General features: G+C 64.2%; 18 protein-coding genes and 3 pseudogenes. 14 read left to right on the top strand and 7 right to left on the bottom strand.

All coding sequences use genetic code 11. From position 1 onward, the window contains the following. Nucleotides 1-136 precede the first annotated feature (136 nt). The 3 genes and pseudogenes from X726_RS1000000170510 to X726_RS151885 all read right to left on the bottom strand — a co-directional run. Nucleotides 137-250, bottom strand: a pseudogene (locus X726_RS1000000170510) (oxidoreductase); the annotation flags it as partial. Between the two features lie 63 nt (nucleotides 251-313). Further along, nucleotides 314-631, bottom strand: a complete 318-nt coding sequence (locus tag X726_RS151880; protein ID WP_031195897.1) for a hypothetical protein — start codon at nucleotides 629-631, stop codon at nucleotides 314-316. Nucleotides 632-2,118: 1,487 nt separating this feature from the next. After that, the gene (locus tag X726_RS151885) at nucleotides 2,119-2,925 is read right to left on the bottom strand and encodes an IclR family transcriptional regulator (protein WP_023745724.1); all 807 of its coding nucleotides are present in this window, start codon (nucleotides 2,923-2,925) and stop codon (nucleotides 2,119-2,121) included. Nucleotides 2,926-3,154: 229 nt separating this feature from the next. Between X726_RS151885 and X726_RS151890 the strand changes: the two genes are divergently transcribed. The 4 genes and pseudogenes from X726_RS151890 (at nucleotide 3,155) to X726_RS151900 (ending at nucleotide 7,678) form a co-directional block, all read left to right on the top strand. Further along, nucleotides 3,155-4,207, top strand: a complete 1,053-nt coding sequence (locus X726_RS151890; protein WP_023723360.1) for an ABC transporter substrate-binding protein — start codon at nucleotides 3,155-3,157, stop codon at nucleotides 4,205-4,207. Nucleotides 4,208-4,234: 27 nt separating this feature from the next. After that, nucleotides 4,235-5,734, top strand: a complete 1,500-nt coding sequence (locus X726_RS151895; RefSeq protein ID WP_198037339.1) for a sugar ABC transporter ATP-binding protein — start codon at nucleotides 4,235-4,237, stop codon at nucleotides 5,732-5,734. Beyond that, nucleotides 5,731-6,710: pseudogene (locus X726_RS01000000167035) on the top strand (ABC transporter permease). The gene X726_RS151895 and the pseudogene X726_RS01000000167035 overlap by 4 nt, the downstream one beginning before the upstream one ends. Then, on the top strand, nucleotides 6,707-7,678 hold the full coding sequence (locus X726_RS151900; protein WP_156940655.1) for an ABC transporter permease: 972 nt from the start codon (nucleotides 6,707-6,709) through the stop codon (nucleotides 7,676-7,678). Before X726_RS01000000167035 ends, X726_RS151900 begins: the two are co-directional and overlap by 4 nt. Here the strand turns inward: X726_RS151900 and X726_RS151905 are convergent. Further along, nucleotides 7,652-8,593: an amidohydrolase family protein gene (locus tag X726_RS151905; protein ID WP_023670578.1), complete on the bottom strand. Its 942-nt coding sequence runs from the start codon at nucleotides 8,591-8,593 to the stop codon at nucleotides 7,652-7,654. The genes X726_RS151900 and X726_RS151905 overlap by 27 nt on opposite strands. A gap of 71 nt (nucleotides 8,594-8,664) precedes the next feature. Between X726_RS151905 and X726_RS151910 the strand changes: the two genes are divergently transcribed. From X726_RS151910 to X726_RS151925, 4 genes are read left to right on the top strand one after another with little or no spacing between them, the layout of a single operon-like run. Beyond that, a complete protein-coding gene (locus X726_RS151910) occupies nucleotides 8,665-9,990 on the top strand; it encodes an alanine racemase (RefSeq protein ID WP_031215019.1) in 1,326 nt (441 codons plus the stop codon). Nucleotides 9,991-10,028: 38 nt separating this feature from the next. Next, entirely contained in the window at nucleotides 10,029-10,373 is a 345-nt protein-coding gene (locus X726_RS151915) for a RidA family protein (protein ID WP_023670576.1), read from the top strand. A 2-nt stretch (nucleotides 10,374-10,375) separates the two neighbouring features. Continuing rightward, a complete protein-coding gene (locus tag X726_RS151920) occupies nucleotides 10,376-11,386 on the top strand; it encodes a succinylglutamate desuccinylase/aspartoacylase family protein (protein ID WP_023670575.1) in 1,011 nt (336 codons plus the stop codon). Nucleotides 11,387-11,416: 30 nt separating this feature from the next. Next, nucleotides 11,417-12,598 carry a hypothetical protein gene (locus tag X726_RS151925; RefSeq protein ID WP_031215018.1) on the top strand — a complete coding sequence of 394 codons (1,182 nt, stop codon included), beginning with the start codon at nucleotides 11,417-11,419 and terminating at the stop codon, nucleotides 12,596-12,598. A 75-nt stretch (nucleotides 12,599-12,673) separates the two neighbouring features. Here X726_RS151925 and X726_RS151930 read toward each other — a convergent pair whose 3' ends face one another. Genes X726_RS151930 through X726_RS151940 form a run of 3 tightly spaced genes read right to left on the bottom strand, consistent with a single transcriptional unit; the run spans nucleotide 12,674 to nucleotide 15,838 of the window. Continuing rightward, nucleotides 12,674-13,525 (bottom strand): TIGR01459 family HAD-type hydrolase, encoded by an 852-nt coding sequence (locus X726_RS151930; protein ID WP_023670573.1) that lies wholly within the window; start codon nucleotides 13,523-13,525, stop codon nucleotides 12,674-12,676. Then, nucleotides 13,522-14,811 (bottom strand): FGGY-family carbohydrate kinase, encoded by a 1,290-nt coding sequence (locus X726_RS151935; protein ID WP_031215017.1) that lies wholly within the window; start codon nucleotides 14,809-14,811, stop codon nucleotides 13,522-13,524. The genes X726_RS151930 and X726_RS151935 overlap by 4 nt, the downstream gene beginning before the upstream one ends. After that, a complete protein-coding gene (locus X726_RS151940; protein WP_023670571.1) occupies nucleotides 14,795-15,838 on the bottom strand; it encodes a class II aldolase/adducin family protein in 1,044 nt (347 codons plus the stop codon). Before X726_RS151940 ends, X726_RS151935 begins: the two co-directional genes overlap by 17 nt. Nucleotides 15,839-16,031: 193 nt before the next feature. On the opposite strand from X726_RS151940, the gene X726_RS151945 reads away from it, so the two are divergent. The 6 genes and pseudogenes from X726_RS151945 to X726_RS151965 all read left to right on the top strand — a co-directional run bounded on the left by X726_RS151945 (nucleotide 16,032) and on the right by X726_RS151965 (nucleotide 22,847). Next, a complete protein-coding gene (locus tag X726_RS151945) occupies nucleotides 16,032-16,814 on the top strand; it encodes a DeoR/GlpR family DNA-binding transcription regulator (RefSeq protein ID WP_023670570.1) in 783 nt (260 codons plus the stop codon). Beyond that, a complete protein-coding gene (locus X726_RS151950) occupies nucleotides 16,811-18,190 on the top strand; it encodes an FGGY-family carbohydrate kinase (protein ID WP_023670569.1) in 1,380 nt (459 codons plus the stop codon). The genes X726_RS151945 and X726_RS151950 overlap by 4 nt, the downstream gene beginning before the upstream one ends. A gap of 44 nt (nucleotides 18,191-18,234) precedes the next feature. Beyond that, the gene (locus tag X726_RS151955; RefSeq protein WP_050587408.1) at nucleotides 18,235-19,731 is read left to right on the top strand and encodes a sugar ABC transporter ATP-binding protein; all 1,497 of its coding nucleotides are present in this window, start codon (nucleotides 18,235-18,237) and stop codon (nucleotides 19,729-19,731) included. Between the two features lie 622 nt (nucleotides 19,732-20,353). Continuing rightward, a pseudogene (locus tag X726_RS0135360) lies at nucleotides 20,354-20,872 on the top strand (ribose ABC transporter permease); the annotation flags it as partial. A 76-nt stretch (nucleotides 20,873-20,948) separates the two neighbouring features. Continuing rightward, nucleotides 20,949-21,887 carry an ABC transporter substrate-binding protein gene (locus X726_RS151960; RefSeq protein WP_023670567.1) on the top strand — a complete coding sequence of 313 codons (939 nt, stop codon included), beginning with the start codon at nucleotides 20,949-20,951 and terminating at the stop codon, nucleotides 21,885-21,887. 66 nt (nucleotides 21,888-21,953) lie between these two features. Continuing rightward, nucleotides 21,954-22,847: a sugar phosphate isomerase/epimerase gene (locus tag X726_RS151965; protein WP_023670566.1), complete on the top strand. Its 894-nt coding sequence runs from the start codon at nucleotides 21,954-21,956 to the stop codon at nucleotides 22,845-22,847. The last annotated feature ends 64 nt before the right edge of the window (nucleotides 22,848-22,911 follow it).

Raw genomic sequence — 22,911 nt, 5'->3', positions numbered from 1 at the left:
CGGCCACCTGATCGCAACGTATGTCGCCTTTACCGTGCCATGTGAGGGCCTTCATGTGCTGTTCCTTGACGACAAGCTCTGCGAGCCCGAACTTGGCTTGATGTGAAATGTTCCCGCTTCGAACGAGCATCCGGCCTCAACCCTTGGCGGCCGAACCGGGTTCGGCCATGCCGCAATGCTGCTCGGCCAGGGTGCCGGCCGGCGTGCCATGCGCCGCTGCAACCTGCAGCTTGTTTTTCCAGCCGCTGATCGCCTGCTGCCACGACCGCATCCCTGATCGCTTCGCAGAGGTTTGGCGCAAGCGCAGGATCTGCTATCGCGCCAGAATCGCGGCGACAACGAACACGACGGCGGCAACGACGACAAGCGCGACAATGGCCAGCACCGGGCCGTTTTTACTCGGGGCCGGGGCGCGCTCGTCGTCCGGCCGCCGCATCGCATTGGCGAAGCTTGCTTGATTAGCGAAAGCCGGCGTGCCCGTCGCTGCGGGAACCGGCACGGCGCAGGTGTCTGCTGCTTCGGCATCGGTTTCCATAGGCGCCGCCGCCGGGTCGAATCCCGGCGTCTTGTCCTCTGTCACCCCAGACTGGATATCGCCTCTGTCTTCGGCCGGGTTACGTTCGACGTTCATGATGATGCTCCTGCCGCTGGCCCGGGCTTCCCCAACCGCGAGCGGATCAGGATGTTCCATCGGGCGGAATCGCCGACAACGAGGAGCAAATTCAGATAGCCTTCAAACAGATGTCCCTGGTGGCAACGCGGCCTTGCAACCGGTCAGCACCGGATGGTGGTTTCGTTGTAGTCGGCCATGGTCGGCAACGCGGCAGATTCGGCAAAGTTCCAGTCTGGCTCGCAATGCCCGCTTACGCACACCGCCGCTCGTTGACCTTGAGCTGGCTCGTTCCAGCCACTCCAACCCAAATTGCCAGTCCGGCTCCCGGCGGCGCGCTGTTTGGATTCCGTGGGAACATCAACAGCGCCAGCGAGTTCGGTATGTGCAGCGAGTTCCCTGTTCGCCGCATGGCCGACTGCCGGAGCTCTTGACTGCCCGCGTCTTCGCTCCTGGAGCGCGGGCCACTCCTCTTAGCCCAAGGTTGCGATCATGAGCAGAAACATTCCGGAAAAGCGGGCCAGGCAGGGTGGCTTGGGGCGACCGGTCCTTGGCGTGCTCTTGGCAGGCCTTGTCTTGGCGCTCGTTGCCTGGGGGATCGCTGAAATCTATGGCGAGCAGGCTAAGACACCGGCGACACAACAAAACAGCCGGGTTCCATCGCCAGATACTTACAGCCCAAATCCTGGCCAAACGGACCCTGCAAACTCCAAGGCCGACGATGTGAATGGCGAACCGGTGGACCGAAATCCCAAGCTCGACAAGGATCCCACGCCGCGATCAAGCACTGGCGGGGATCAGCCAGGAACGCCGCCAACTCAACCTGCTTCGCCATAGCGTCCGCACTAGTTGATAAACACAATTCAAACAGATGCGGAAATGTGGAGCGGCGTTTTCAGCCAATTTCAAGAGCCGGGTCTGTCAATAATCGCCGGCGCTCTCTGATAGCTGGGGAGCCACGAAAACCTCCGCTGATTCTTACCGCTTGCTGGATGGCACTGGCGGCTCCAGACCGACTCCGCGCTGTGTCACGCCGGCAGACCTTTGCACCTCTGGGGCGCTTTTGAACTTGCAAGTCGATGGAATCGGGCAAGCTGGGTGTAGATGATGCAGTCGTCATCTTATCGAGGTCCGGCAGCAACACCATCTTTGCGTAGCGTGGAGGAACCAGATGGCTTCCGAAAACAGCGAACATCCCGCACACAAATAAAGCGAGAAGCAGGGCCGTAAGCACATCTGTGAAAATCTCGACAAATCTCATGTGCTCGCTCCGCGCGTAAGGATCCCGCCGCGCTCTCGACAGTAAGAGCGGCGGGATCCTCAACCGGCGATGAAGGGACTTTGATCGACGGTCTTCTCCTAATGTGGCTTCCGGTTGCGTGTTCCCTGGTTCGGACCTTATCCACCGACTATGGGACTAAGGTCCCGAACCTAAATGGAACCAATGGGGAAGAGCGGAATCCATGTGCCTTTAAGAGGCTTCAACCAGAGGGCACGACGGCTGATCGTCAGCCTCCCGCAAGAGACAGTCCACGGGCGCGCTCGCGCAGCAACGCAAGCAGTTCGTCGCGCCGTGGCTCCGGCGTGTCGACGGGTAACACCAAACACAAGGTCCTTTTGATGACGCCGTGGCCGTCACGGATGGGCGCCGCCATGCACCAGGTGAAACGGTCGGCCAGGGCTGTGGTCTCGCTGAAACCCTGCCGGTGGGCCAAGGCAACATCGGCAAAGAATTCGGCTGGTGCAATGATGCGGCCGTCGGGAAGCTTGTAGTCGCCAGATGGGATGAAATCCCTCAACTCTTGCTCGTTCATATGGCCGAGGAGCAGCCGTCCGGATGCCGTCCATGGGATCGGCACCTCAACCCCGACATCGCTTGAGATCCGGAACGGGCCTGGGGAATCTCGGCAGTCCAGGACGACGTATTTGTTGCCACGCAGGCCGCATAGCTGGACCGTCTCGCCTGTCTCGGCGGCCAACTTATCCAAGGTCTCGATGATGCGACGGTAATGGGCGTTGTGATGTGAGTAGGCCCAGCCGAACAGATGCATGGCGCGTCCGAAATAGACGTAACCTTCACCGCCGACGTTTTCGAGCATTTCGGCGTCGAGCAGGCTGTTGACGATCTCGTAGGTGGTCGAACGCGGCGCGCCGATCATTTTGGCAATGTCGCCGACGCGCATTGGCGCGCGGTGCCGCAGCAACGCCTCGAGCAGCATGATGACGCGGTCAATGCCGCGTCGTCGTTCGCCGTTGCGCGGCTCCGCGCCGGCTTCCTTCCCGATCGCATCGTTAGTGCCGTCGCTCATGACCATCCGCCAAAATCATTTCGGTTCTCGTCTCAAGGCGCTTGAAAGATGTCAAGGCTCGGTCTAGCATCCAATTTGTCCGATATACAGACACATTGTCTGAAATACCAGACAAACTAACGAGCCTGACGCAGACAAATCCCGAGGCGACACACGGTTTCCAAGATCCGGCGACCGACGGGTTTCCTCGCCCTTGTTCTGCACGTCGAGGCCACAACCTCTGAAGGGAACAGTCATGATGAAATCACCGTTTTTCGCATCCGCCAGCGCGCTTTGCCTCGGTCTCGTGCTGAGCTTTGGCGCCGGCTCGGCAGCCAATGCCGCCGCCAACTGCATCAAGGGCGACCGCAAGGCGCCGTACACGATCGGCTGGGCCAACATCTATTCCGTGCCGACCTGGATGAAGCAGACCCAAGGCACGATCGAAGCCGAAGTCGAGACCCTGAAGAAGCAGGGACTGGTCGACAAGCTCGTCGTCACCGACGCTCAGGGCGATGCCAACGTCCAGATCCAGCAGATCCAGTCGATGATCGATTCCGATGTCGACGCCATCATCCTGATCGCCGGTTCGTCGACCGCACCTGCACGCGTTCTGGCCGATGCCTGCGCCAAGGGCATCGCCATCATCAACTTCGACAGCCTCGTCGATACCGACAAGGTCACCGCCAAGGTCAATACCGATTCTTCGCAGTGGGGCGACCAGGCGGCCAAGTTCCTGATCGACGCTATCGGCGGCAAGGGCAAGATCCTGATCCTCAACGGCCCGGCCGGGGTTTCGGTCAGCGATGACAGGCGCAAAGGCGCCGACGCTGAGCTCAAGGCCCATCCCGACGTGACGGTGCTTGCCGAGACCAACACGCCCTACAACGTCGCGCCGGCACAGGAAGCCGTCACCAGCCTCCTCTTCGCCAACCCCGAGATCGACGGCATCCTGTCGCTCGGCGGCGCTCTGTCGGCAGGCGCCGTGCTGGCCCTCGACAAGCAGGGCCGTGAACAGGTGCCGATCACCGGTGAGAACGCCCGGCAGTTTTTGGAACTCTGGAAAGAAAAGGGCTTGAAGAGCTGGGCGACGATGCAGCCGAACTGGCTCGGCGCCTTCGCCACCTACACTGCCGTCCAGGCGCTGGAAGGCAAGGATGTGCCGGCTTTCGTCAAGATTCCGCTGCCGGTAATCGACAATTCCAACATCGACGAATACCTCGCCCGGGCCAAGGACTTCCCGGCTGACGGCTACATCTTTTCTCCTTACGATGAGGAGCTGTTCAAGAAGCTGCTGGCTCAGAAATAAGCCTGAAGGGTTGTAGCGTTGACAACCATGGCTCCGCTGCTCGTGGCGCGGGGTGTGTCGAAGTCTTTCTTCGGCAACCCCGTCCTGCGCGACGTTTCAATCGCTCTCCAGCCGGGCCGCGTGCATGCGCTGCTCGGCGAGAACGGCGCCGGAAAGTCGACCTTGATCAACCTTTTGTCCGGCGCCTTGAGACCGGATGGCGGGACGATCGAGGTCGATGGACGCGCGGTCTCACGCATGACGCCGGCTGTTGCGCGGCAGGCCGGCATCGCCGTCGTCCAGCAGGAACTCAGCCTGACGGCCAGTCTTTCCATCGCCGAAAATATTGGTCTCGGCGCCTATCCCAAACGGTTCGGCCTGATCGACTACCGCGAACTCGCTGCGCGGGCGAGGGCCGCATGCGAACTTGTCGGCCTGCACGAGCCGCTGTCGACGCCGGTCGGGAATCTGTCGCTCGGCCGCCGCCAAATGGTGGAGATCGCCAAGGCGCTCTACCGCCGGCCGCGCGTGCTCATTCTCGACGAACCGACATCGTCGCTATCGGCAACCGAAACCAAAATCCTCACCGATCTGCTGCAGCGGTTGCGCGGCGAAGGCATCGCCATTCTCTACATCTCGCACCGACTGAACGAAGTCATGGCGCTATGCCAGCACGTCACCGTGCTGAAGGACGGCACCTGCACGGCCGACCGCACCCTGGAAGGCACCGACGCCGCCGGGTTGGTTCGGCTGATGGTCGGCCGCGATCCCGGTGACCTTTTTCCGCAATGGCAGCCTTCCAGTTTGCCTGCCGACGCTATCTCCGTCCGAAATCTTTCGGCCGGCCTGATGCGCGACGTCGATCTGGATATCAAAACGGGCGAAGTGCTTGGCATTGGCGGCCTGGTCGGGCAAGGGCAGGAAGATCTGCTGCTCGGTCTCTACGGCGCCATTCCGGCACGGACGGCATCGGCGACCGTCAACGGCGCCTCCGGCCTGCCCGGCGGCGTGCCGAAAGCCAACGCGCTGGGGCTGGCCTATGTGCCCGCGGATCGCAAGCGCGAGGGCCTGCACCTGATCCATCCCATCATCACCAACATGATGCTGCCCGCCTTTGCCAGGCTGCCGGCGCTGAAGCTGCGCAGCCGCCGCGCAGAGCGCGAGACGGCCAAAAGCCTTGCCGCCCAACTCGGCATCAAGGGTCACCTCGGCCGGGCGGCGCAGGCTCTATCGGGCGGCAACCAGCAGAAGGTGGCGCTGGCGAAATGGATGCCGCACGACCCGTTGGTGCTTCTGCTCAACGATCCGACGCGCGGCGTCGACGTCGAAACAAAACGTGAGATCTACATGATGCTTCGCAATTTCGCCGCCGCCGGCAAGGCGGTCGTGCTGCTCAGTTCCGACACGCCCGAACTGGTGCACCTTTGCGACCGTGTAGCCATCGTCCGCGAAGGCCGCATCGTCGCCATGCTGGCGCGTGGAGCGCTGAGCGAGGAAGCCATCGTCTCCGCCGCGATGGGCGCCGAACAGCGGAAGGTTGCGGCATGAACACATCTTCCTCCGCCCGGCAGACCGATGCGCTCTACTGGCCGGTGCAGCTGCGTCGCAATGTCGGCGTGCGCAGCCTGTTTGCCGTCGTCCTGGTGTTTCTCATCGCCTATGGCGTCCTCTTTCCGGGCCTGTTCACGGCGTCCGGCTTCGCCAAATTCACCCAGAGCTGGTTTCCATTGGCGCTGGTCGCCATGGCGCAGGCGATCCTGATGCTCACCGGCGGCATCAGCCTGGCCATCGGCGCGACGGTCAGCTTGGGCGCGGTCATCGCCGCGACGACGATGGCCGGGCCGCTGGGCGTCGCCGGGGGCACTGCCGCAGTGGCGCTGACGGGCCTCGGCATCGGGGCGGCGACCGGCTTCATCGTGGTACGGCTTCGGCTGCCGGCCNTCGGCTGCCGGCCATCGTGGTGACGCTTGCCGGGTCGTTCATCATCGGCGGCGCCGCACTGCTGATCCTGCCGCGGCCCGGCGGCGCAATCCCGGCGTGGCTGTCCGACCTGCTTGCCGGCAACACACCGGCGGCATTCGTGCTGCTGGTGGTCATCATTCTCCTGTGGAAGCTCTATCTCGCCACGCCGCTTGGCTTGAGCCTCTATGCCGCCGGCGAGAATCCGGTCGGCGCCTATCGCTCCGGCGTGCCGGTCGACGGCGCGCGCATTGCGGCCTATGCGATCAGCGGTCTGCTCTCCACCGGCGCCGGCTTGTTCGTCGCCGCACAGACCGGTTCGGGCGACCCGGTCATCGGCGCCGCCTTTACCCTGAACTCGATTGCCGCTGCGGTGCTCGGCGGCATCGGCTTCCTCGGCGGCCAGGGCACGATGCGCGGCGCGCTTGCCGGCAGCCTGCTGCTCAGCCTGATGATCAGCGTCATGTTCTTCCTCGGCTTCACGCCGGTCGCACAATATGTGGCCCAGGGCCTGATCATCATCGGCGCGGTCGCCATCCCGCAATTCCGCAAGGCACAGCAATGACAGCATGGAATGACAGCGCGGGCGGCAAACGCGCCCTGACGGTCCTGCGCAGCCGGCCGTTTCTCACCGGTGCCATCGTTGCCGCGGTCTGGATCGTGGCGAGCTTCGTTTCGCCCGGCTTCGGCGCTTATGGCCATCTGCGCTATCTGGTGGAGCTCGGCGCCGTCATCGGCCTGGTTGCCGCGGGCCAGACTTTTGTGGTGATCGCCGGCGGCATCGACCTTTCCGTCGCGGCCATCGTCACGGTCAGCGCCGTCAGCCTGCCGCTGCTGTCGTGGCAGGTGGATCCGACCGGCATCACCGCCATCCTTGCCGTTCTGGTGCTGACCACGGCAATCGGCCTGGTCAACGGGCTCGGCGTCGCTTTGCTGCGCGTCCACCCGATGATCATGACATTGGCCATGGCGACATTCCTGCAGGGTCTGTTGATCATCATCGCCGGCGGCAGCGCCGTGACCGCCGAGAACCCGCTGGTCCACTGGCTCGGCAATGGCCGGCCGGCCGGCATTCCCGCTGGCGTATTGTTGTGGGTGGTCGTCTCGGTGATCGTGCTGACCACGATGCATGCGACATCGCTCGGCGCCCGCATCTTCGCCATGGGCGCCAACCCGCTTGCCGCGGCATTGTCCGGTGTTCCGGTCACGTCCACGACGCTTGCGGTCTACGGCATCAGCGGCTTCTGCTCGGGACTTGCCGGCGTGCTCGTGTTGGGCATGAACGGACAGGGCTATGTCGGCATCGGCGATCCCTATCTGCTCGCCTCGATTGCCGCCGTGGTCCTCGGTGGCACCTCGATCCTCGGCGGGCTTGGCACCTATGCCGGCACCATCCCCGGCGCCATCCTGCTGGTCACCATCACCGCGCTGATCACCGTCGTCAACGCATCGCCCGGCTGGCGCAGCATCCTGTTCGGCTCGCTGATCCTCGGCCTGCTGCTGCTCTCAGGCCGGGAGCAGGCGCGCCGATGACACATCGTCGAGCCGATAGATGCGCCTTGCGTTGCCGAAGAACAGCGCCGTCTGCTCGTCGGCGGAAAAGTCCGCTGTGATGGTTTTGAAGCCGTCATATATGTCATCGAACGAGGCATGCAGGCCGGCGACCGGAAAGTCGCTGCCGAACATGGCGCGACCGGTGCCGAAACAATCGATGCAATGCAGGACGACGGGCTTCAGGCTGTCGAGCGTCCAGTCATGATCGTAGGCGACCAGATCCGATATTTTGATGGCGACGTTGTCGCATTGCGACAGAAGCCGCAGCCCGTCGCGCCATCTCTGCATGCCGTCGGCGTCGCGGTCGATCGGACTGCCGCAATGGTTGAGCACGAATTGCTGATCGGGGAAGGCAGCCGCAAGGCGAGCCGCGCCGGCGAGCTGGCGCGGAAACACCATCAGGTCGAAGGCCAGCCGATGCTGGCCAAGCAAGGCAAGCCCGGCGCGCCAGGCCGGATCGTCCATGATGCCGTCACGGGCCGCAAAACGGCGGGCAGGGTCGGGATCCCAGCTCAATATGTCGCGCACGCCGGCGACACGCTCGAACGCGGCTTGCGCTTCGATCAGCGCAGGCGCCTGGCGATCGGCGAGCGGCACGTGAACGACATAGCGGGCGGCGACGCCGCGCGATTTGTCGAGTGTTTCAAGCCAGCGCGTTTCTCCGATGCAGTCGCCACTCGCCCAGCCGGCTTCGACATGGACGGTGGCGACGACATTATGCCCTATGGCATCGCGCGCATAATCCCCGGGCAGATAGTTCCGCCGCAAGGGGCCAAGCTCGCCCAGGCCGCCGCGCTCGCCGGCCGTGGCGGCGAGCCAGGGATGCCGTCCCAGGCTGAGATCCCAAAGATGATGATGGGCGTCGATGATCGGTCCGGCGTAAGGTTCTGGCACGTATCTCTCTCAGGCTGTGACCGGCGATCGATTCTGGCTTCGTTCTGCGACGGTGAAAGGGTTAGCATCGGATGACTGAAAACTCACCGGTTCCAGCCCTTTCGGTGCACGAAAATTTTCAGCTCGACGACCGCATCCGCGGCGTGCCTCCCGGCACAACCGGGCTTGACAGCAGCCTTGTCGCGGCCGAGCATTGGCATCCCGCCGATGGACGCATGGCGCTTCCGGTGCTGACCCTCCACGAGGCGGCCTTCTCCGCCAATCGCGACCTGTTCCTGCGCTATGCGCGCGAACACAATGTTGAGATCGCTCCGCATGCCAAGACGCCGATGGCGCCCGACCTTGCCCGGTCGCTGGTCGAGGCCGGCGCATGGGGCACGACGGTCGCCGACATCAGGCAAGCGACAGTGATGCTGAAGGCCGGCTTGACACGGCTGATCATCGCCAATGAGGTTGGCGGAGCCGGCGGCGCTAACCGGCTGGCCGTGCTTGCTGGTGCCTGGCCGGATGCCGAGCTCTATGTCTTTGCCGACTCGGTCGACGCCGTGAACGCGCTTTCCGAGGCTTGGCGCGCCAATGCGGCACTGCCGCCTTTGCATGTGCTGGTCGAACTTGGTGCGGGCAGGGCGGGCGCCCGCACCACCGCGCAAGCCGAGGCCATCGCCGATGCGATCACGGCTGCCGGCGGGCGGTTGCTGATCGCCGGCGTTGCGACCTATGAAGGGGCGGCGGCGCAACCCGAGCCCGGTCGCACCGATGAGGTGATATCCGGCCTGCTGGCAATGACCGCCGACATGTTCCTGCGGCTGCGTGCCCGCGTCGGCGGCGACGCACCGCTGATCGTCACAGCCGGCGGCTCCGCCTTCTTCGACCAGGTGGTCGCGGCGCTTGCACCCCTCGTTTCCAGCGACGGCAACGCAACGCTGGTGCTACGCAGCGGCGCCATCTTCTTCCACGACCACGGCACCTATGACCGTTCGCTCGGCGCCCTCGATACCCGCAAGGGTTTTGCCATAGGCGGCATCAGCGCTTCGGCGCGGCATTCCTTTCGCCCTGCGCTACGCCTTTGGGCCGAAGTGCTGTCGCGTCCGGAGCCGGGCCTTGTCATCTGCGGCATGGGCATGCGCGACGTGTCGTTCGACCAGGGCTTTCCAACGCCGCTCACCGTCTTTCGTGCCTGCAAGCCGCTGCCGATGCCGGCGGCGCGCGCCGAGGTGGTCAAGCTCAACGACCAGCATTCCTTCCTGTCGATTGCACCGAGCGACGACGTGGCCGTCGGCGACGTCGTCGAATTCGGCATCTCGCATCCCTGCACCTGCCTCGACCGTTATCGCGTGATCTTCGGCGTCGACGCGACCGGCCACGTCCGCCACGCTTTCCCCACCTGGTTCGGCTGACCAGATCCCCCAAAAAGAGAACCTCGAAAGGATCCGATATGATCAAGTATTTTCAGTCCGGCTCGCGCATGTCGCAGGCAGTCGTCTATGGCGGCCTCGTTCACATAGCCGGCCAGGTGGCCAACGATCGCAAGGCCGGCATCGAAGGCCAGACCAGCGACGTGCTTGCCAAAGTCGAGGCGCTGCTGGTCGAGGCCGGCAGCAGCAAGTCGAAGTTGGTGGCGGTCAACATCTTCCTGCCGCAGATCGGTGATTTCGAGGCCATGAACAGCATCTACGATGCCTGGATCGATCCTGCCCGCCTGCCGGCGCGGGCCTGCGTCGAGGCGCGGCTTGCCGACCCTGATCTGCGCATCGAAATCACCGCGGTCGCGGCGGTCTGACCATGCACACCGGCCTCGCCCACACGCTCGATTTCGACCGCGACGGCAAGACGCTCAGCCATCTAAGCATTCCGTTCTCGATCGATCGCTCGCCCTACTTTCAGGTCAAGGTGCCGATCTGCCTCATCCGCAATGGCGACGGCCCGTCACTGCTTTTGATGGCCGGCAATCACGGCGACGAATATGAGGGCGAGCTGTCGCTGGCAAAACTGGCGCGCCGGCTCGATCCGAGGCGGATCAAGGGCCGCATCACCATCATGCCGATGGCCAACGCCCCTGCGGTGATGGCCGCCAAGCGCTGCTCGCCGCTCGACGGCGGCAATCTCAACCGGGCCTTTCCCGGCGACCCCTCGGGAACGCCGACAAGCCGGCTCGCCAATTTCCTCGAGACGGAGCTGTTTCCCCGTCACGACGTCGTCTTCGATATCCATTCGGGCGGCACGTCGATGGAGCATCTGCCGACCGCGCTGGTCGAACGCAACGCCGATCCCGAGCGCCACCGGCGTGGCGTCGAGCTGATGCGCACGCTCGGCATGCCCTACGGCTTTATCGCTGACAACGGCCAGGCCTCGCCAACCTCGATGGGCGCAGCGCGCCGCGCCGGCGCCGTCGGCGTCAGCGGTGAGTTCGGCGGCGGTGGCACCGCAACGGTCGATTCGATGGCGATCACGGCCCGCACGCTCGACCGTCTGATGATAGCAATGGGTGTGGTCGACGCGCCGGTTCTTGGCGCGGGCGAAAAGCCTTCGGCGCCGACAAGGCTGCTGTCCCTGTCCAGGCACAGCCAGGGCCTCTATGCCACCCGCCGCGGCTGGTTCGAGCCCGCCGCCAGGCTCGGCGACAGTGTCACTTCAGGACAATTGGCCGGCTGGTACCACGATCTCGAACGGCTCGATGTTGCCGAGGAGGCCCTGCATTTCGCCGAAAGCGGCTTGGTGCTGTCGCGCCGGCTGCACACGATGTGCGAGGCGGGCGACTGCCTCATGCAGGTCGCAGAGCCGGTCGACGGCTGAGCCAAACCCGGATCAGGCAGAGGATATTCCATGCAGCAACTGTCCATGTGGACCTATCCCTGGGACATCCAGGATCTCGGCCTGGAGACGGTCGAACGTGATCTTGTCGAGCGCGCCGGGCTCAACATGATCAGCCTGGCAACATCCTATCATGCCGGGCGCTTCCTGCAGCCGCGCAGTCCGCGCCGCAAGGCCTATTTCCCTGAGGACGGCACCATCTATTTCAAGCCGACCGCTGCGCGCTGGGGAAGTCTAGCCATCCAGCCCAAGGTGGCTGACGTGATCACCGAGGGCGGCGACGTGCTCGGTCAGCTCATCCGCCATCGCGATGCGGGCGGGCTAGGCGTTTCGTGCTGGACGGTCTGCCTGCACAACACCCGCCTGGGCATGCTGCATCCGCAGGCCGTCACCCGCAACGCCTTCGGCGATGCCAACTACTACAATCTCTGCCCCTCCCATCCCGATGCGCGCGCCTATGTCCGCACGCTGATCGCCGACATCTCGCACAGCTACCGGCCGGACCGGATAGAACTTGAAAGCCCGTCCTTCATGGGCTTTGCCCATGAATACCATCACGAGAAGGACGGTGTCGGGCTGACGCCGGAAGACGATTTTCTTTTGTCTCTGTGCTTCTGTCCGTCCTGCGTCGCCCGTGCGGCAAAAGCCGGCATCGATGCCGAGGCGGCGCGCAAGCTCACCAGGCAATGGATCGTCGAGACCTGCGAGCGCGCGGTGCCTGAGCGGCGCTTTCCCGATTTCCCCGCCTGCGGCCTCGACGCCTTTGCGCCGTGGCCGGAGCTCCATGCCTATCTCTTGTGGCGATTCGAGCCAGTGACCAGCCTGGTCGCCGAACTGCGCGAGGTAGCCGATCCCACGACGCGGGTCGTCATTATCGATCTGAAAGACGGCTGGCTTGGCGGTTGCGATCTGGCAGCGCTGGGCAAGGTCTGCGACGGGGCGATCCTGTGCGCCTACGACATGCAGGCCGGCGATGTCGCCAGCCTGATGGCGGCCGGCCGTGCGGCACTGGGCGCGGACAAATTCCTCGGCGCCGGCTACCGGCTGTTCTATCCGGAAATGGCCCGCCCCGACATCCTTGCGGCCAAGGTGAAGCCGGCGCTGGCGCCCGGTGTCGACGGCGTCAATTTCTACAATTACGGCCTCATTCCAGCCGCGCGGCTCGACTGGATCGGCGCTGTTCGGCGGTCTTGAGCCAGCGGGCCAATGCTCGTCGGCCACAATGCGTTTAGGACGGATTCGGGCGCGAGCGCTTTCAGGTGAATCAAATCAGCGAAACCTGAAGCCATCCATGGTGTAATCCGGGTATGCGTCCATCGTGTCGAACAGGTCGAACAGGTCAGGTGTGTCCGCCAATATTCCTGACAGAACCAGCACCGTGGCCACGCCGGCAGCAAGTCCGCCGGCGATGTCGTGTTCGACGCTGTCGCCGATGCAGACCACAGTGCTGCGGTCTGGATTGCCTGCCAGCGCTAGCGCAGCGCCGAATATAGTGGGGTAAGGCTTGCCGATACGCGTGACGCTGCCACCGAGGCTCTCGTAGAGATCCGCCAGCTGGCCGGCGCCGAAGCGCGGCCCCACCTCCGTCAGCATGATCTTGTCCGGGTTGGTGCAGAAGCATGCCACCTGCCGCGCTGCAGCCGGTGCAAGAAGCCTGCGATAGTGTTCAAGATCGTAGCGGTCGCCCTCGCTGCCCGAAATCAGCACCAGCCCGGCATCGTCACTGTCCTTGGTCAATGCGAAGGGCAGACCTTCGATCGCCGAGCGGTCATCGTCGCGGCTTACAAGCAGGCATTTCGTGTTTCGCAGCAGCCTTCCGGATGCCGCCATGTCGTGGAAGAACTCCCACGCTATCTCGCCGGAAGAGACAAAATGGTCCCAGCTTCCCGGTTCGAAGCCGAGCTTTAGCAGCCGGCTCTCGTTGGGGCCTGCCCGCTTGCCGGAGTTCGAGATCAGCACAATGGTCTTGCCGGCGCGCTTCAGGGCCGACAGCGCTTCCACCGCGCCTGGATAGGGGCTGGTGCCATCATGCAGCACGCCGAACTGATCGAGCAGGAAAACATCATAGCGCTCGGCCAACTGCCTGATGCCGTTGAGGTGTTCGACTGGTTTCGCGCTCATAGAAGTCCCGCCGTGCTTGCGCCCATCAGCGCCAGCCGCGCCGTGCCGGCAGCCGCCTCGTCCGAAAGCGCCGGCAGGAATTCAACGCCCAGCCGGCGCTGCCGAATCGCCGTCCAGGCAGGATTTGCCGCACCGCCGCCGACGCTTCTGACCGATGTCAGCGCAGGCGCTCCGAGTTCGGCAAGCCTGTCATAGCCGAGCGCCTCGATCGCGGCGATGCCCTCGAACATTGCTTTCAAATAGTCGGCGTCGTTCGCCGGCCGCGGCGCAAGGCGCGGCGGCAGGGCGGGATCGGCGACTGGAAATCGCTCGCCTGTCGCGGGAAGCGGATAATAGTCGAGGCCGGTCGCGGTCGCCGGGTCGATCGCGGCGCTGAGCTCGATGATGCGCGCCAGCGAAAAATGCTGCGCCAGCACCTTGCCGCCGGAGTTCGACGCGCCGCCCGCCAGCCAGACATCTCCAAGCCGATGGCTGTAGATGCCGAAGCGTGGCGCCGAGATAGGCCGGTCGGACAGGATCTTGACGGTCAACGACGACCCCAGCGCGGTGACGCCGTCGCCTATTGCCGCGGCACCTGTCGCCAGGAACGAGGCGCAGCCATCGGTCGTTCCGGCGACGACGGCGATTTCGCGCGGTAAGCCGAACATATCCGCGGCATCCGCGGTGAGTTTGCCGACGACATCGCCCGGCCTGGCGATACCGGGCAGCAACTCCATGCGCATTTCGGTGGCCGCAATCCAGTCCGGCCAGCAGCGGGCCGTGATGTCGTAACCGGTTTTCAAGGCATTGTTCTCGTCGCTGACATCGAAGCGACCGGAGAATTGTCCCGCGATCCAGTCCGCCTGATGCAGCACCGCGGCAACACCGGGCGTGCGCTGGAACCAGAGCGCCTTGGCGAGACCGGACGTCGCCCCAAGTGCGGCACTGGTCGCTGGGGCTTCGCGAGCGATCGCGACCAGAATGGCGTTGTCGGCGACCGTATCGTTGTACATCAGCGGCTCGGCCAGCGGCCGCCCGGCGCCGTCGACCGGCAGCAACGTACCTGAAGTGCCGTCAACAGCGATCGACCGGACCGCTGTTCGGTCGATGCCCGAAAGCAGTTCCGCCAGCGCTGCGCCGACCGCTGACCACCACACTGCAGGGTCGCGGGCATTCCGGCCAAACAACTCGAGCGAAACGGCGGAACGCGCGGCAATGGAAAAATCCGGACGCATGGCGACCGCGCGCGCGCCGGACGTGCCGATGTCGATGCCTATGGCAAGCGGCGTGTCAGCGGCTGGCGGCATTGAGTTTCTGGCGATACTTCTCGGCGTCCCAGTTGACCAGTTCATCGTTCTCGGCGGCGGTGAGGTAGTTCAGCCGCGCTGCAATGTCGATGCGTGCCGTCACGTCGGCAAGGCAGCGTTGCATGGCGTCGGCGCCCGCACTGGCATCGCCGCGCATCAGCACGCCCAGCCCGGGAAACAGGATCGCCACGGGGTTTGTACCGCACCGCTCGATGACGCGCGGCACATCCTCACCGGGCTTTGCCACCACCGACCCCCGACCCAGAAAGATGACGTGATCGGGGTAGAGGCTGCCCCCGGACGCCATGCGGCGGCTTTCGGGATCGATGGCGACCGCGTGCGCCTCGATTTCCGCCGGCAGCCTGTAACCGGTTTTCCCGGCCAGCGCCGCCAATCCCGCAACATCCGGTTCCGCCACTTGGCGCGCCGGCCGCGCCAGAAGCAGCGTGACGCGGCGCAGCAGCACTTCGGCCTCGGCGACGGTATCGGCCGCGACGACCAGCCCGTGATTGGCAAGGATTAGCACGTCGACCCCAGCCTGAAGCCGCTCGGCAATACCCTGGGCAAGCGGCAGGCCTGGCCGGAAATAAGGAACATACGCCCATTTGAGACCATCAAGGCGTCTGGCGGCTTCCACCTCGCAATTGGCCTGTACCGCCAGCGAAATGGTTTCGACGCAATGGACATGCAGGACGACGCGCTGCGGCATCAGCGCGTGAACGGTGGTTTCAATCGAAGGGCGCAGGCGCCGGGCGTTGAGCGTCTCGATGGCGAAGATCTGCGGCTGGTCGGCGGCGCTGTCGCGCTGTTCGACAGCCCTGAGCAGCGGCGCCATCGCCACCGGGACCATGATGTCTTCGGAGAGCGCATCCTTCAGCCATGTGCCGGAAGCCTTGATCCACAGCGTGTCGCCGGCTTTCAGCGAGGTGTTGCCGCCGGCGGCCTGGGTCAGATTTGGATTGCGCCCGATGCTGGCCGAAAGCGCCCGCAAAGCAGCCATTTCCTGCGCATCCGCATAGCTCGCCATGGCGCATTTCCTCTATCAGCTCCGTCAGCCTCGCAGCTTCGGATACCCGTCGTGGGATGTTGATGTGTATCGCAGATGCGAGCGACTTACGTCAATAGTGATCTAATGTCATCAAAGGTTCTTGCAATCGGAAAGATGTTGAGTAAGTTACGTCAAATGCCGTGGCAAAAACGGCTCCTGGGAGGAAAAACGATTGAGCGACTCCGGCCGCCAGCGTCAGATCGTCGAGTTGCTGCGGGATCGCCCCTTCGCGTCGGTGCGCGAACTGCAGGAGCAGCTCGGCGTGTCGGCGGCGACGGTGCGGCGCGACATCGACAAGATCGACGAGGCCGGTGAAGCACGGAAGGTCTATGGCGGCATCTCGGCGCTCGACGGTGCTTCACAGGCGGGTGTTGCCTATGCCAGGCCCTATGACGAGAACCGCGACCTCGCGGTCGAGGCCAAGCGGCAGATCGCCGCTCTCGCGGCCACGATGGTGCGCGACGGCGATGCGGTCATCGTGCATGGCGGTTCGACCTGCTTCCACCTCGGGGTCAAGCTGGCTGAGCGCAGCATCCGTCTCTATACCAATTCGATGCCGCTCGCGGCCTATCTGAGCGACCACGGCCATTGCAGCCTGACCGTTGCCGGCGGCGATCTGCATCGTGAGCCGGGCATCATCCATTCACCGACCCAGGCGGAGCCGTTCTACGCATCGAAGTTCTTTCTCGGCGCCCAAGGCCTTGGCCAGGAGGGCGTGCTGGAATCGCACCCGCTGCTGGTCCGCTCCATCGCCGATCTCAGCCTGTGTGCCGACCAGATCGTGGTGCTGGCCGACAGCCGCAAACTGTCGATCCACGCCCGTAACATCGCGCTGCCCTTGTCGCGCATCGGCACGCTGGTGACCGATGACGGCCTGTCCGACGTCGACGCGCGCATGCTGGAAGACGCGGGCGTCATGGTGCGCATCGTTTCGGTTTCGGGAGCCATCCAGTGAAGATGGCCGTCCTCGATTTCGGCAAGACCAATTCGAAGCTGTTCGTCTTCGCTCAGGACGGGCGCATCGTCGACGAGCGCCGGACCCGGCCGAACTGGATGCGCAAAGATGGCTTCAGCGTGCTTGATGAGGCAGCACTTCACGATTGGGCGGTTCGCGCCGTTAGCGAGGCCGCCGACATCCATGGCGTAGAGGGCGTGATGGTGTCGGGCCATGGCTGCACCTTTGCCCTGGTCGACGAGGCGGCGCTGACGCATCCGATACTCGACTACGAGCAAGAGCCGCCGGCTGATATTGCCGCGCAAATAGATCGCCTCGTTCCGGATTTCACCGAGACCTTCTCGCCGCGATTGCCGCTCGGCTTCAACTACGGTCGCCACATGCTGTGGCTACAGGCGGTGCAACCCGGTGCATTCACGGCCGCGAAATCGATCCTCGGCTATCCACAATACTGGAGCTGGCGGTTTGGCGGCCGGGCGGTCTCGGAAGTGTCCTATCTCGGCTGCCACTCGCATTTATGGGCGCCGCGCAAGCGCGACTTCAGTTCGCTGGTCGACATTGAGGGCTGGCGCGACCGGATGCCCGCTTTCGAGCGGGCGGGCTCGGTTATCGGCGAGCAACGCCTCGGCGACACGAAGCGGCGGATCGCCATCCACAATGGTGTCCATGACAGCAATGCCGCGCTCCATGCCTATCGCCGGCAGGAGCTTGGCCCGGTCACCGTCGTCTCGACCGGCACCTGGGTCGTCGTGCTTAATCCGGATTGCCTGCTCGACGCGCTCGATGGCCAGCGCGACATGCTGGTCAATGTCGATGTCGACGGCGGCCCTGTGCCGACCATCCGCTTCATGGGCGGGCGCGAATTCGCCACGATCAGCGACGGCTGGCAAGGCGCGATCGCGCCGGCGGCGGTGCAGCGGGCGATCAACGCCGGCAGCATGGCGCTGCCGAGCTTCGCGCCGGGCGGACCAATGCCCGGCCGCGCCGGCAAATTGGTCGGTCGCATGCCGAGCGCCGAGGAACGCGCAGCCGTGGCGCTGCTCTACGTCGCGCTGATGGTCGACCTCTGCCTCGACCAGATCCATTCGGATAACACCGTGATCGTCGATGGCGGACTGAACGCTGGCGGCCTGCTCGCCGGGCTAGTGGCGCAGCTGCGTCCCAGCCAGGCCTTCCTGCAAGGGGCCACACTGGAGGGCAGCGCCACCGGGGCGGCGGCGCTGGCCTTCGAGACCGTCGGCCGCGAATTTGCCGCGGAAGTGCCGGAGCCCGTGCGTGCCGCAAGCTTCACCGGACTTGCCCGATATCGCGACACATGGCGTGGCCTCATCGGCGAGCAGGGCATCCCCCGCGCGGCAGCGGGAGGCGCACGGTGATTGTCGCTGCTCAGGCCGAAGTCACGCGCCAGCCAGTGCTGGAAATGCGGCACATCTCGAAGACGTTCGGGCCAGTCCGCGCCTTGCAGGACGTGTCGCTGACCGTCCATGCCGGCGAAGTCCATGCGCTGATGGGTGAAAACGGTGCTGGCAAGTCGACTTTGATGAAGGTGCTGTCCGGCGCCTATCGGCCTGATGCCGGCGGCGAGATACTGATCGACGGCGTGCCGGTCGCCACCGGCGACCCGATCAAGGCGCGGGCTCACGGCATTGCGGTTATCTATCAGGAACTGTCGCTGGCGCCCAACCTGACGGTCGCGCAGAACATCTTCCTCGGCAATGAGCCGAGGCGTTTCGGCATCGTCGACCGCGACCAATGCTACCGGCGCAGCAATGAGATCATCAAGCGTCTCGGCGTGTCCTTCTCCGCACGGGCCCAGGTTTCCAGCCTGTCGCTCGGCGAGCGTCAGCTGGTCGAAATCGCCCGCGCGCTTTCGACCAGCGCGCGCATCATCGTCATGGACGAGCCAACCACCTCGCTGACCTCGCGCGAGACCGACCGTCTGTTCGAGGTCATCGCGACGCTGAAGTCGCAAGGCATCGCGATCATCTACATCAGCCACCGCATGGAAGAGGTCTACCAGTTGGCCGACCGTGTCAGCGTGCTGCGCGACAGCGGCTATGTCGGCACACTCGAGCGCGCCGAGCTGAACGCCTCGCGCCTCGTCTCGATGATGGTTGGCCGCGACCTGTCGGCTTTTTACAGGAAGGATCATCGCCCGCCGGACAGCAAGCGCGCGGTCGCCTTGTCGGTGCGCGGCATGGCGGACGGCAATCTCCTGAAGAACTGCTCCTTCGAACTGTACAAGGGCGAGGTGCTGGCTCTGGCTGGCCTTGTCGGCTCGGGCCGCACCGAACTCGCGCGACTGATCTTCGGTGCCGACAGACGCATCGCCGGCACGCTGGAACTCGACGGCAAGCCCGTAACCATCGGCTCGCCAAGCGAGGCACTGAATGCCGGCATCGCCTATCTCACCGAAGACCGCAAGGAACTCGGCCTGTTCCTCGACATGTCGATATCCGACAACATCAGCATGGGCGTGCTGGCTAGGGATGCGCGGCCCGGCGGCTTGCGCGATTTCAAAGCCGCCGAGAGACGTGCTGCCACGGCCGTTTCGGATCTCTCCATCCGCACCAGGTCGGTACAGGCCAATGCCGGTTCGCTGTCGGGCGGCAACCAGCAGAAAGTGTTGCTTGCCCGCCTGCTCGAGACCGAGCCGCAAGTGGTCATCCTGGATGAACCGACGCGCGGCGTCGATGTCGGAGCGAAGTCGGAAATCTACCGGCTGATCGACAATCTCGCCAAAAAGGGCATCGCCATCCTGATGATCTCCAGCGAACTGCCGGAGGTGATCGGCGTTGCCGACCGCGTGCTGGTAATGCGCGACGGCACGATTGCCGGCGAGGTTACGGCGTCCAAAGACCAGCCGCTGCGCCAGGAAGCAATCATGGAACTTGCAACGGGAGCGGCCAAGGGATGACCGACAAGGCGACCGAGATCAGTGGCCAGGTTGTCGGCAGGAGCCGGCGGTTGCGCACCGCCTTCGCCGCCCTTGGCATGCTGCCGATCCTGATCCTGCTGGCGGTCGGCTTCCAGTTGATGAACGCGCGCTTCTTCACCCAGACCAATTTGCTGATCGTCATGCAGCAATCGTCGATCAACATTGTGCTGGCAGCGGGCATGACCTTCGTCATCCTGACCGGCGGGATCGACCTGTCCGTTGGCTCGATACTTGCCGCCTCGGCGATGGTGGCGGTGATGGTGTCGCTGGTGCCTGATTGGGGACTGCTGGGCGTGCCGGCGGCCATTCTCGTCGGCCTCGGCTTCGGCGTCATCAACGGGCTGCTGATCGCCTATATCAGACTGCCGCCCTTCATCGTCACGCTGGGGTCGCTGACCGCTGTGCGCGGCGTCGCCCGCCTGCTCGGCCAGGACACCACGGTGTTCAACTCGGACCTGCCGTTCGACTTCATCGGCAACGGTACGCTGTTCGGCATTCCGTGGCTGGTCATCATCGCCTTGTCGGTCGTGGTGCTGTCCTGGCTGGTGCTCAAGCGCACCGTGCTCGGCACNTTTCCCTACACGACGCTCTTCCGATCTACTCGGACCTGCCGTTCGACTTCATCGGCAACGGTACGCTGTTCGGCATTCCGTGGCTGGTCATCATCGCCTTGTCGGTCGTAGTGCTGTCCTGGCTGGTGCTCAAGCGCACCGTGCTCGGCACCTGGATCTATGCCGTCGGCGGCAATGCCGAAGCGGCGCGGCTGACCGGCATCAAGGTGCCGCTGGTGCTGCTCTTTGTCTATGGCGTTTCCGGCCTGCTGGCCGGCCTTGGCGGCGCCATGTCAGCGGCCCGGCTCTATGCGGCCAACGGGCTGCAGCTTGGGCAGTCTTACGAACTCGACGCCATTGCCGCGGTCATTCTCGGCGGCACCAGCTTCGTCGGCGGCGTCGGCTCGATCTGGGGTACGCTGATCGGTGGCCTGATCATAGCGGTGCTCTCCAACGGGCTTATCTTGGCCGGTGTCTCGGACATCTGGCAGTACATCATCAAGGGATTGGTCATCATCGTGGCAGTCGCCCTCGACCGCTACAGGCTCCAGGCAGGAGCGAGAACGTGATTGACCTTGGTCGCCGGCGTAAACGACCGGTTTGTGTAACGCACCGTGAGAGGCGCGGGGCAATTGGAGGAAAGCAATGAAGACCATCGCTAAACTGCTCTGCGGCGTCGCACTCGCGGCTGCCGCCATCGCGCCCGCATCGGCCAAGGACCTCAACAAGGTCGGCATCTCGGTCGGCCTGCTCGGCAACCCCTTCTTCGTCGCCACCATCAAGGGCATCGAGGACGCGGCCAAGAAGATCAACCCGAAGGTCGAGGTAACCTCAGTGTCGGCCGACTACGACCTCAACAAGCAGGTCTCTCAGGTCGATTCCTTCATCGCCGCCGGTGTCGACGTGATCATGCTCAATGCGGTCGATGCCAAGGCGATCGGCCCGGCGGTGAAGAAGGCGCAAGCAGCGGGCATCGTCGTTGCCGCCTTCGACGTCTCGGCGCCAGGCGCCGACGTCACCGTGATGACCAACAACGTCAAGGCCGGCGAAGAGGCCTGCCAGTATCTGGTCGACCACACCGGCGGCAAGGGCGACTACGTTATCCTCAACGGCCCGGCGTCGTCGTCGATCCTGGAGCGGGTGAAGGGCTGCAAAGACGTCCTTGCAAAACACCCCGACATCAAGATCCTCTCCGACGACCAGAATGCCGAAGGCTCGCGCGACGGCGGCCTGAAGGTCTTCCAGTCGCTGCTCACCCGCTTCGACAAGATCGATGCGGTGTTTGCCATCAACGATCCGACGGCGATCGGCGCCCAGCTTGCGGCCAAGCAGCTCAATCGCTCGGAGTTCATCTTCACCGCAGTGGATGGCGCTCCCGATATCGAGAAGGAACTCGCTTCCGGCACCTCGATGATCAAGGCCTCGGCTTCGCAGGATCCCTACGTGATGGCTGGCCAGTCGCTGACGATGGCGGCTGAGCTGCTTGCCGGCAAGAAGCCGGCGGAGCCGACCGTGCTGCTCGACCCGAAGCTGATCACGGCCGAGAACCTGAAAGACTACAAGGGCTGGACCGCGGCCCGCTAAGCCTCCCAAGGCCGATGCGGCCGGGGCAACCCGGCCGCATCTCAATTCCAGAAACGGGAGACGATCATGTCGCGCATCGGTATTCATTCCTTCGTCTGGTCGGCGAGTTCGGCGCAAGGCGACCTCGAACGCACGCTGGCCAACACCAGAGAGGCCGGCTTCGACCTGATCGAGTTCTCCTATCTTGACCCGGCCAATGTCGACGTTGGCGGGTTGGCCAGGCGCATCGCCGACCTCAAGCTCGGCGTCGCGATCAGCATCGGCCTGCCGGCCGACGGCGACATTTCGAGTGCCGACAAGGCGGTTGCCGCGCGCGGCGTCGAGATCCTCAACGAGACGATCGCGCTCACCCGCGATCTCGGCGGCCAGAAGATTGGCGGCATCCTCAGCACCAGCCACGGCTTGCAGACGCAGGCGCCGACGCGCGATCAGTGGAACCGCAGCGCGGGGACACTTGCGAAGGTTGCGGAGACGGCCAAGGCCGCCGGCGTCACGCTCAATCTGGAGATCGTCAACCGCTTCGAAAGCAATCTGCTCAACACCGCTTCACAAGGCCTGGCCTTCATCGCGGACACCGGCTCCGACAACATCTTCCTGCACCTCGATACCTTCCACATGAACATCGAGGAGGCCGATGTCGGACTGGCTATCCGCCATGCCGCTGACAAGATCGGTTATGTCCATATCGGCGAGAGCCATCGCGGTTTCCTCGGCACCGGCAATATCGACTTTGCCGCCATCTTCGATGCGCTGACCGCGATCGGCTATAGGGACGACCTCAGCTTTGAATCCTTCTCGTCGAAGATCGTCGACGAGAACCTGTCACGGAAGACCGCGATCTGGCGCAATCTGTGGTCCGACAATATGGAATTGGCCCGGCATGCGCGCGCCTTCATCTCAATCGGTCTGGAGACGGCGCAGCGAAAGGCAGAGCTTGTTGCATCGAGACATCGTCCTTAGCAGGAGCGCGCTGCCAAAGCGCCAATGTTGTCGTTCATCCGGCCCGCGCCTTACGTGCAAGGAA

The sequence above is a fragment of the Mesorhizobium sp. LSJC285A00 genome (genome assembly GCF_000503155.1).
Taxonomy (GTDB): domain Bacteria; phylum Pseudomonadota; class Alphaproteobacteria; order Rhizobiales; family Rhizobiaceae; genus Mesorhizobium.
This window is presented reverse-complemented; position numbering and strand designations above follow the sequence as displayed.

Bases quoted from the DNA above. Each gene is read 5' to 3' on its own strand.
- X726_RS151940 (WP_023670571.1), bottom strand. From the start codon at position 15,838: ATGGCGAGCTATGCGGATGCGCAGGAAATGGCTGCTTTGCGGGCGCTT.
- X726_RS151910 (WP_031215019.1), top strand. From the start codon at position 8,665: ATGACTGAAAACTCACCGGTTCCAGCCCTTTCGGTGCACGAAAATTTT.
- X726_RS151955 (WP_050587408.1), top strand. From the start codon at position 18,235: ATGCGGCACATCTCGAAGACGTTCGGGCCAGTCCGCGCCTTGCAGGAC.
- X726_RS151935 (WP_031215017.1), bottom strand. From the start codon at position 14,811: ATGCCGCCAGCCGCTGACACGCCGCTTGCCATAGGCATCGACATCGGC.
- X726_RS151915 (WP_023670576.1), top strand. From the start codon at position 10,029: ATGATCAAGTATTTTCAGTCCGGCTCGCGCATGTCGCAGGCAGTCGTC.
- X726_RS151965 (WP_023670566.1), top strand. From the start codon at position 21,954: ATGTCGCGCATCGGTATTCATTCCTTCGTCTGGTCGGCGAGTTCGGCG.
- X726_RS151885 (WP_023745724.1), bottom strand. From the start codon at position 2,925: ATGGTCATGAGCGACGGCACTAACGATGCGATCGGGAAGGAAGCCGGC.
- X726_RS151925 (WP_031215018.1), top strand. From the start codon at position 11,417: ATGCAGCAACTGTCCATGTGGACCTATCCCTGGGACATCCAGGATCTC.
- X726_RS151930 (WP_023670573.1), bottom strand. From the start codon at position 13,525: ATGAGCGCGAAACCAGTCGAACACCTCAACGGCATCAGGCAGTTGGCC.
- X726_RS151960 (WP_023670567.1), top strand. From the start codon at position 20,949: ATGAAGACCATCGCTAAACTGCTCTGCGGCGTCGCACTCGCGGCTGCC.
- X726_RS151880 (WP_031195897.1), bottom strand. From the start codon at position 631: ATGAACGTCGAACGTAACCCGGCCGAAGACAGAGGCGATATCCAGTCT.
- X726_RS151895 (WP_198037339.1), top strand. From the start codon at position 4,235: ATGGCTCCGCTGCTCGTGGCGCGGGGTGTGTCGAAGTCTTTCTTCGGC.
- X726_RS151920 (WP_023670575.1), top strand. From the start codon at position 10,376: ATGCACACCGGCCTCGCCCACACGCTCGATTTCGACCGCGACGGCAAG.
- X726_RS151890 (WP_023723360.1), top strand. From the start codon at position 3,155: ATGATGAAATCACCGTTTTTCGCATCCGCCAGCGCGCTTTGCCTCGGT.
- X726_RS151900 (WP_156940655.1), top strand. From the start codon at position 6,707: ATGACAGCATGGAATGACAGCGCGGGCGGCAAACGCGCCCTGACGGTC.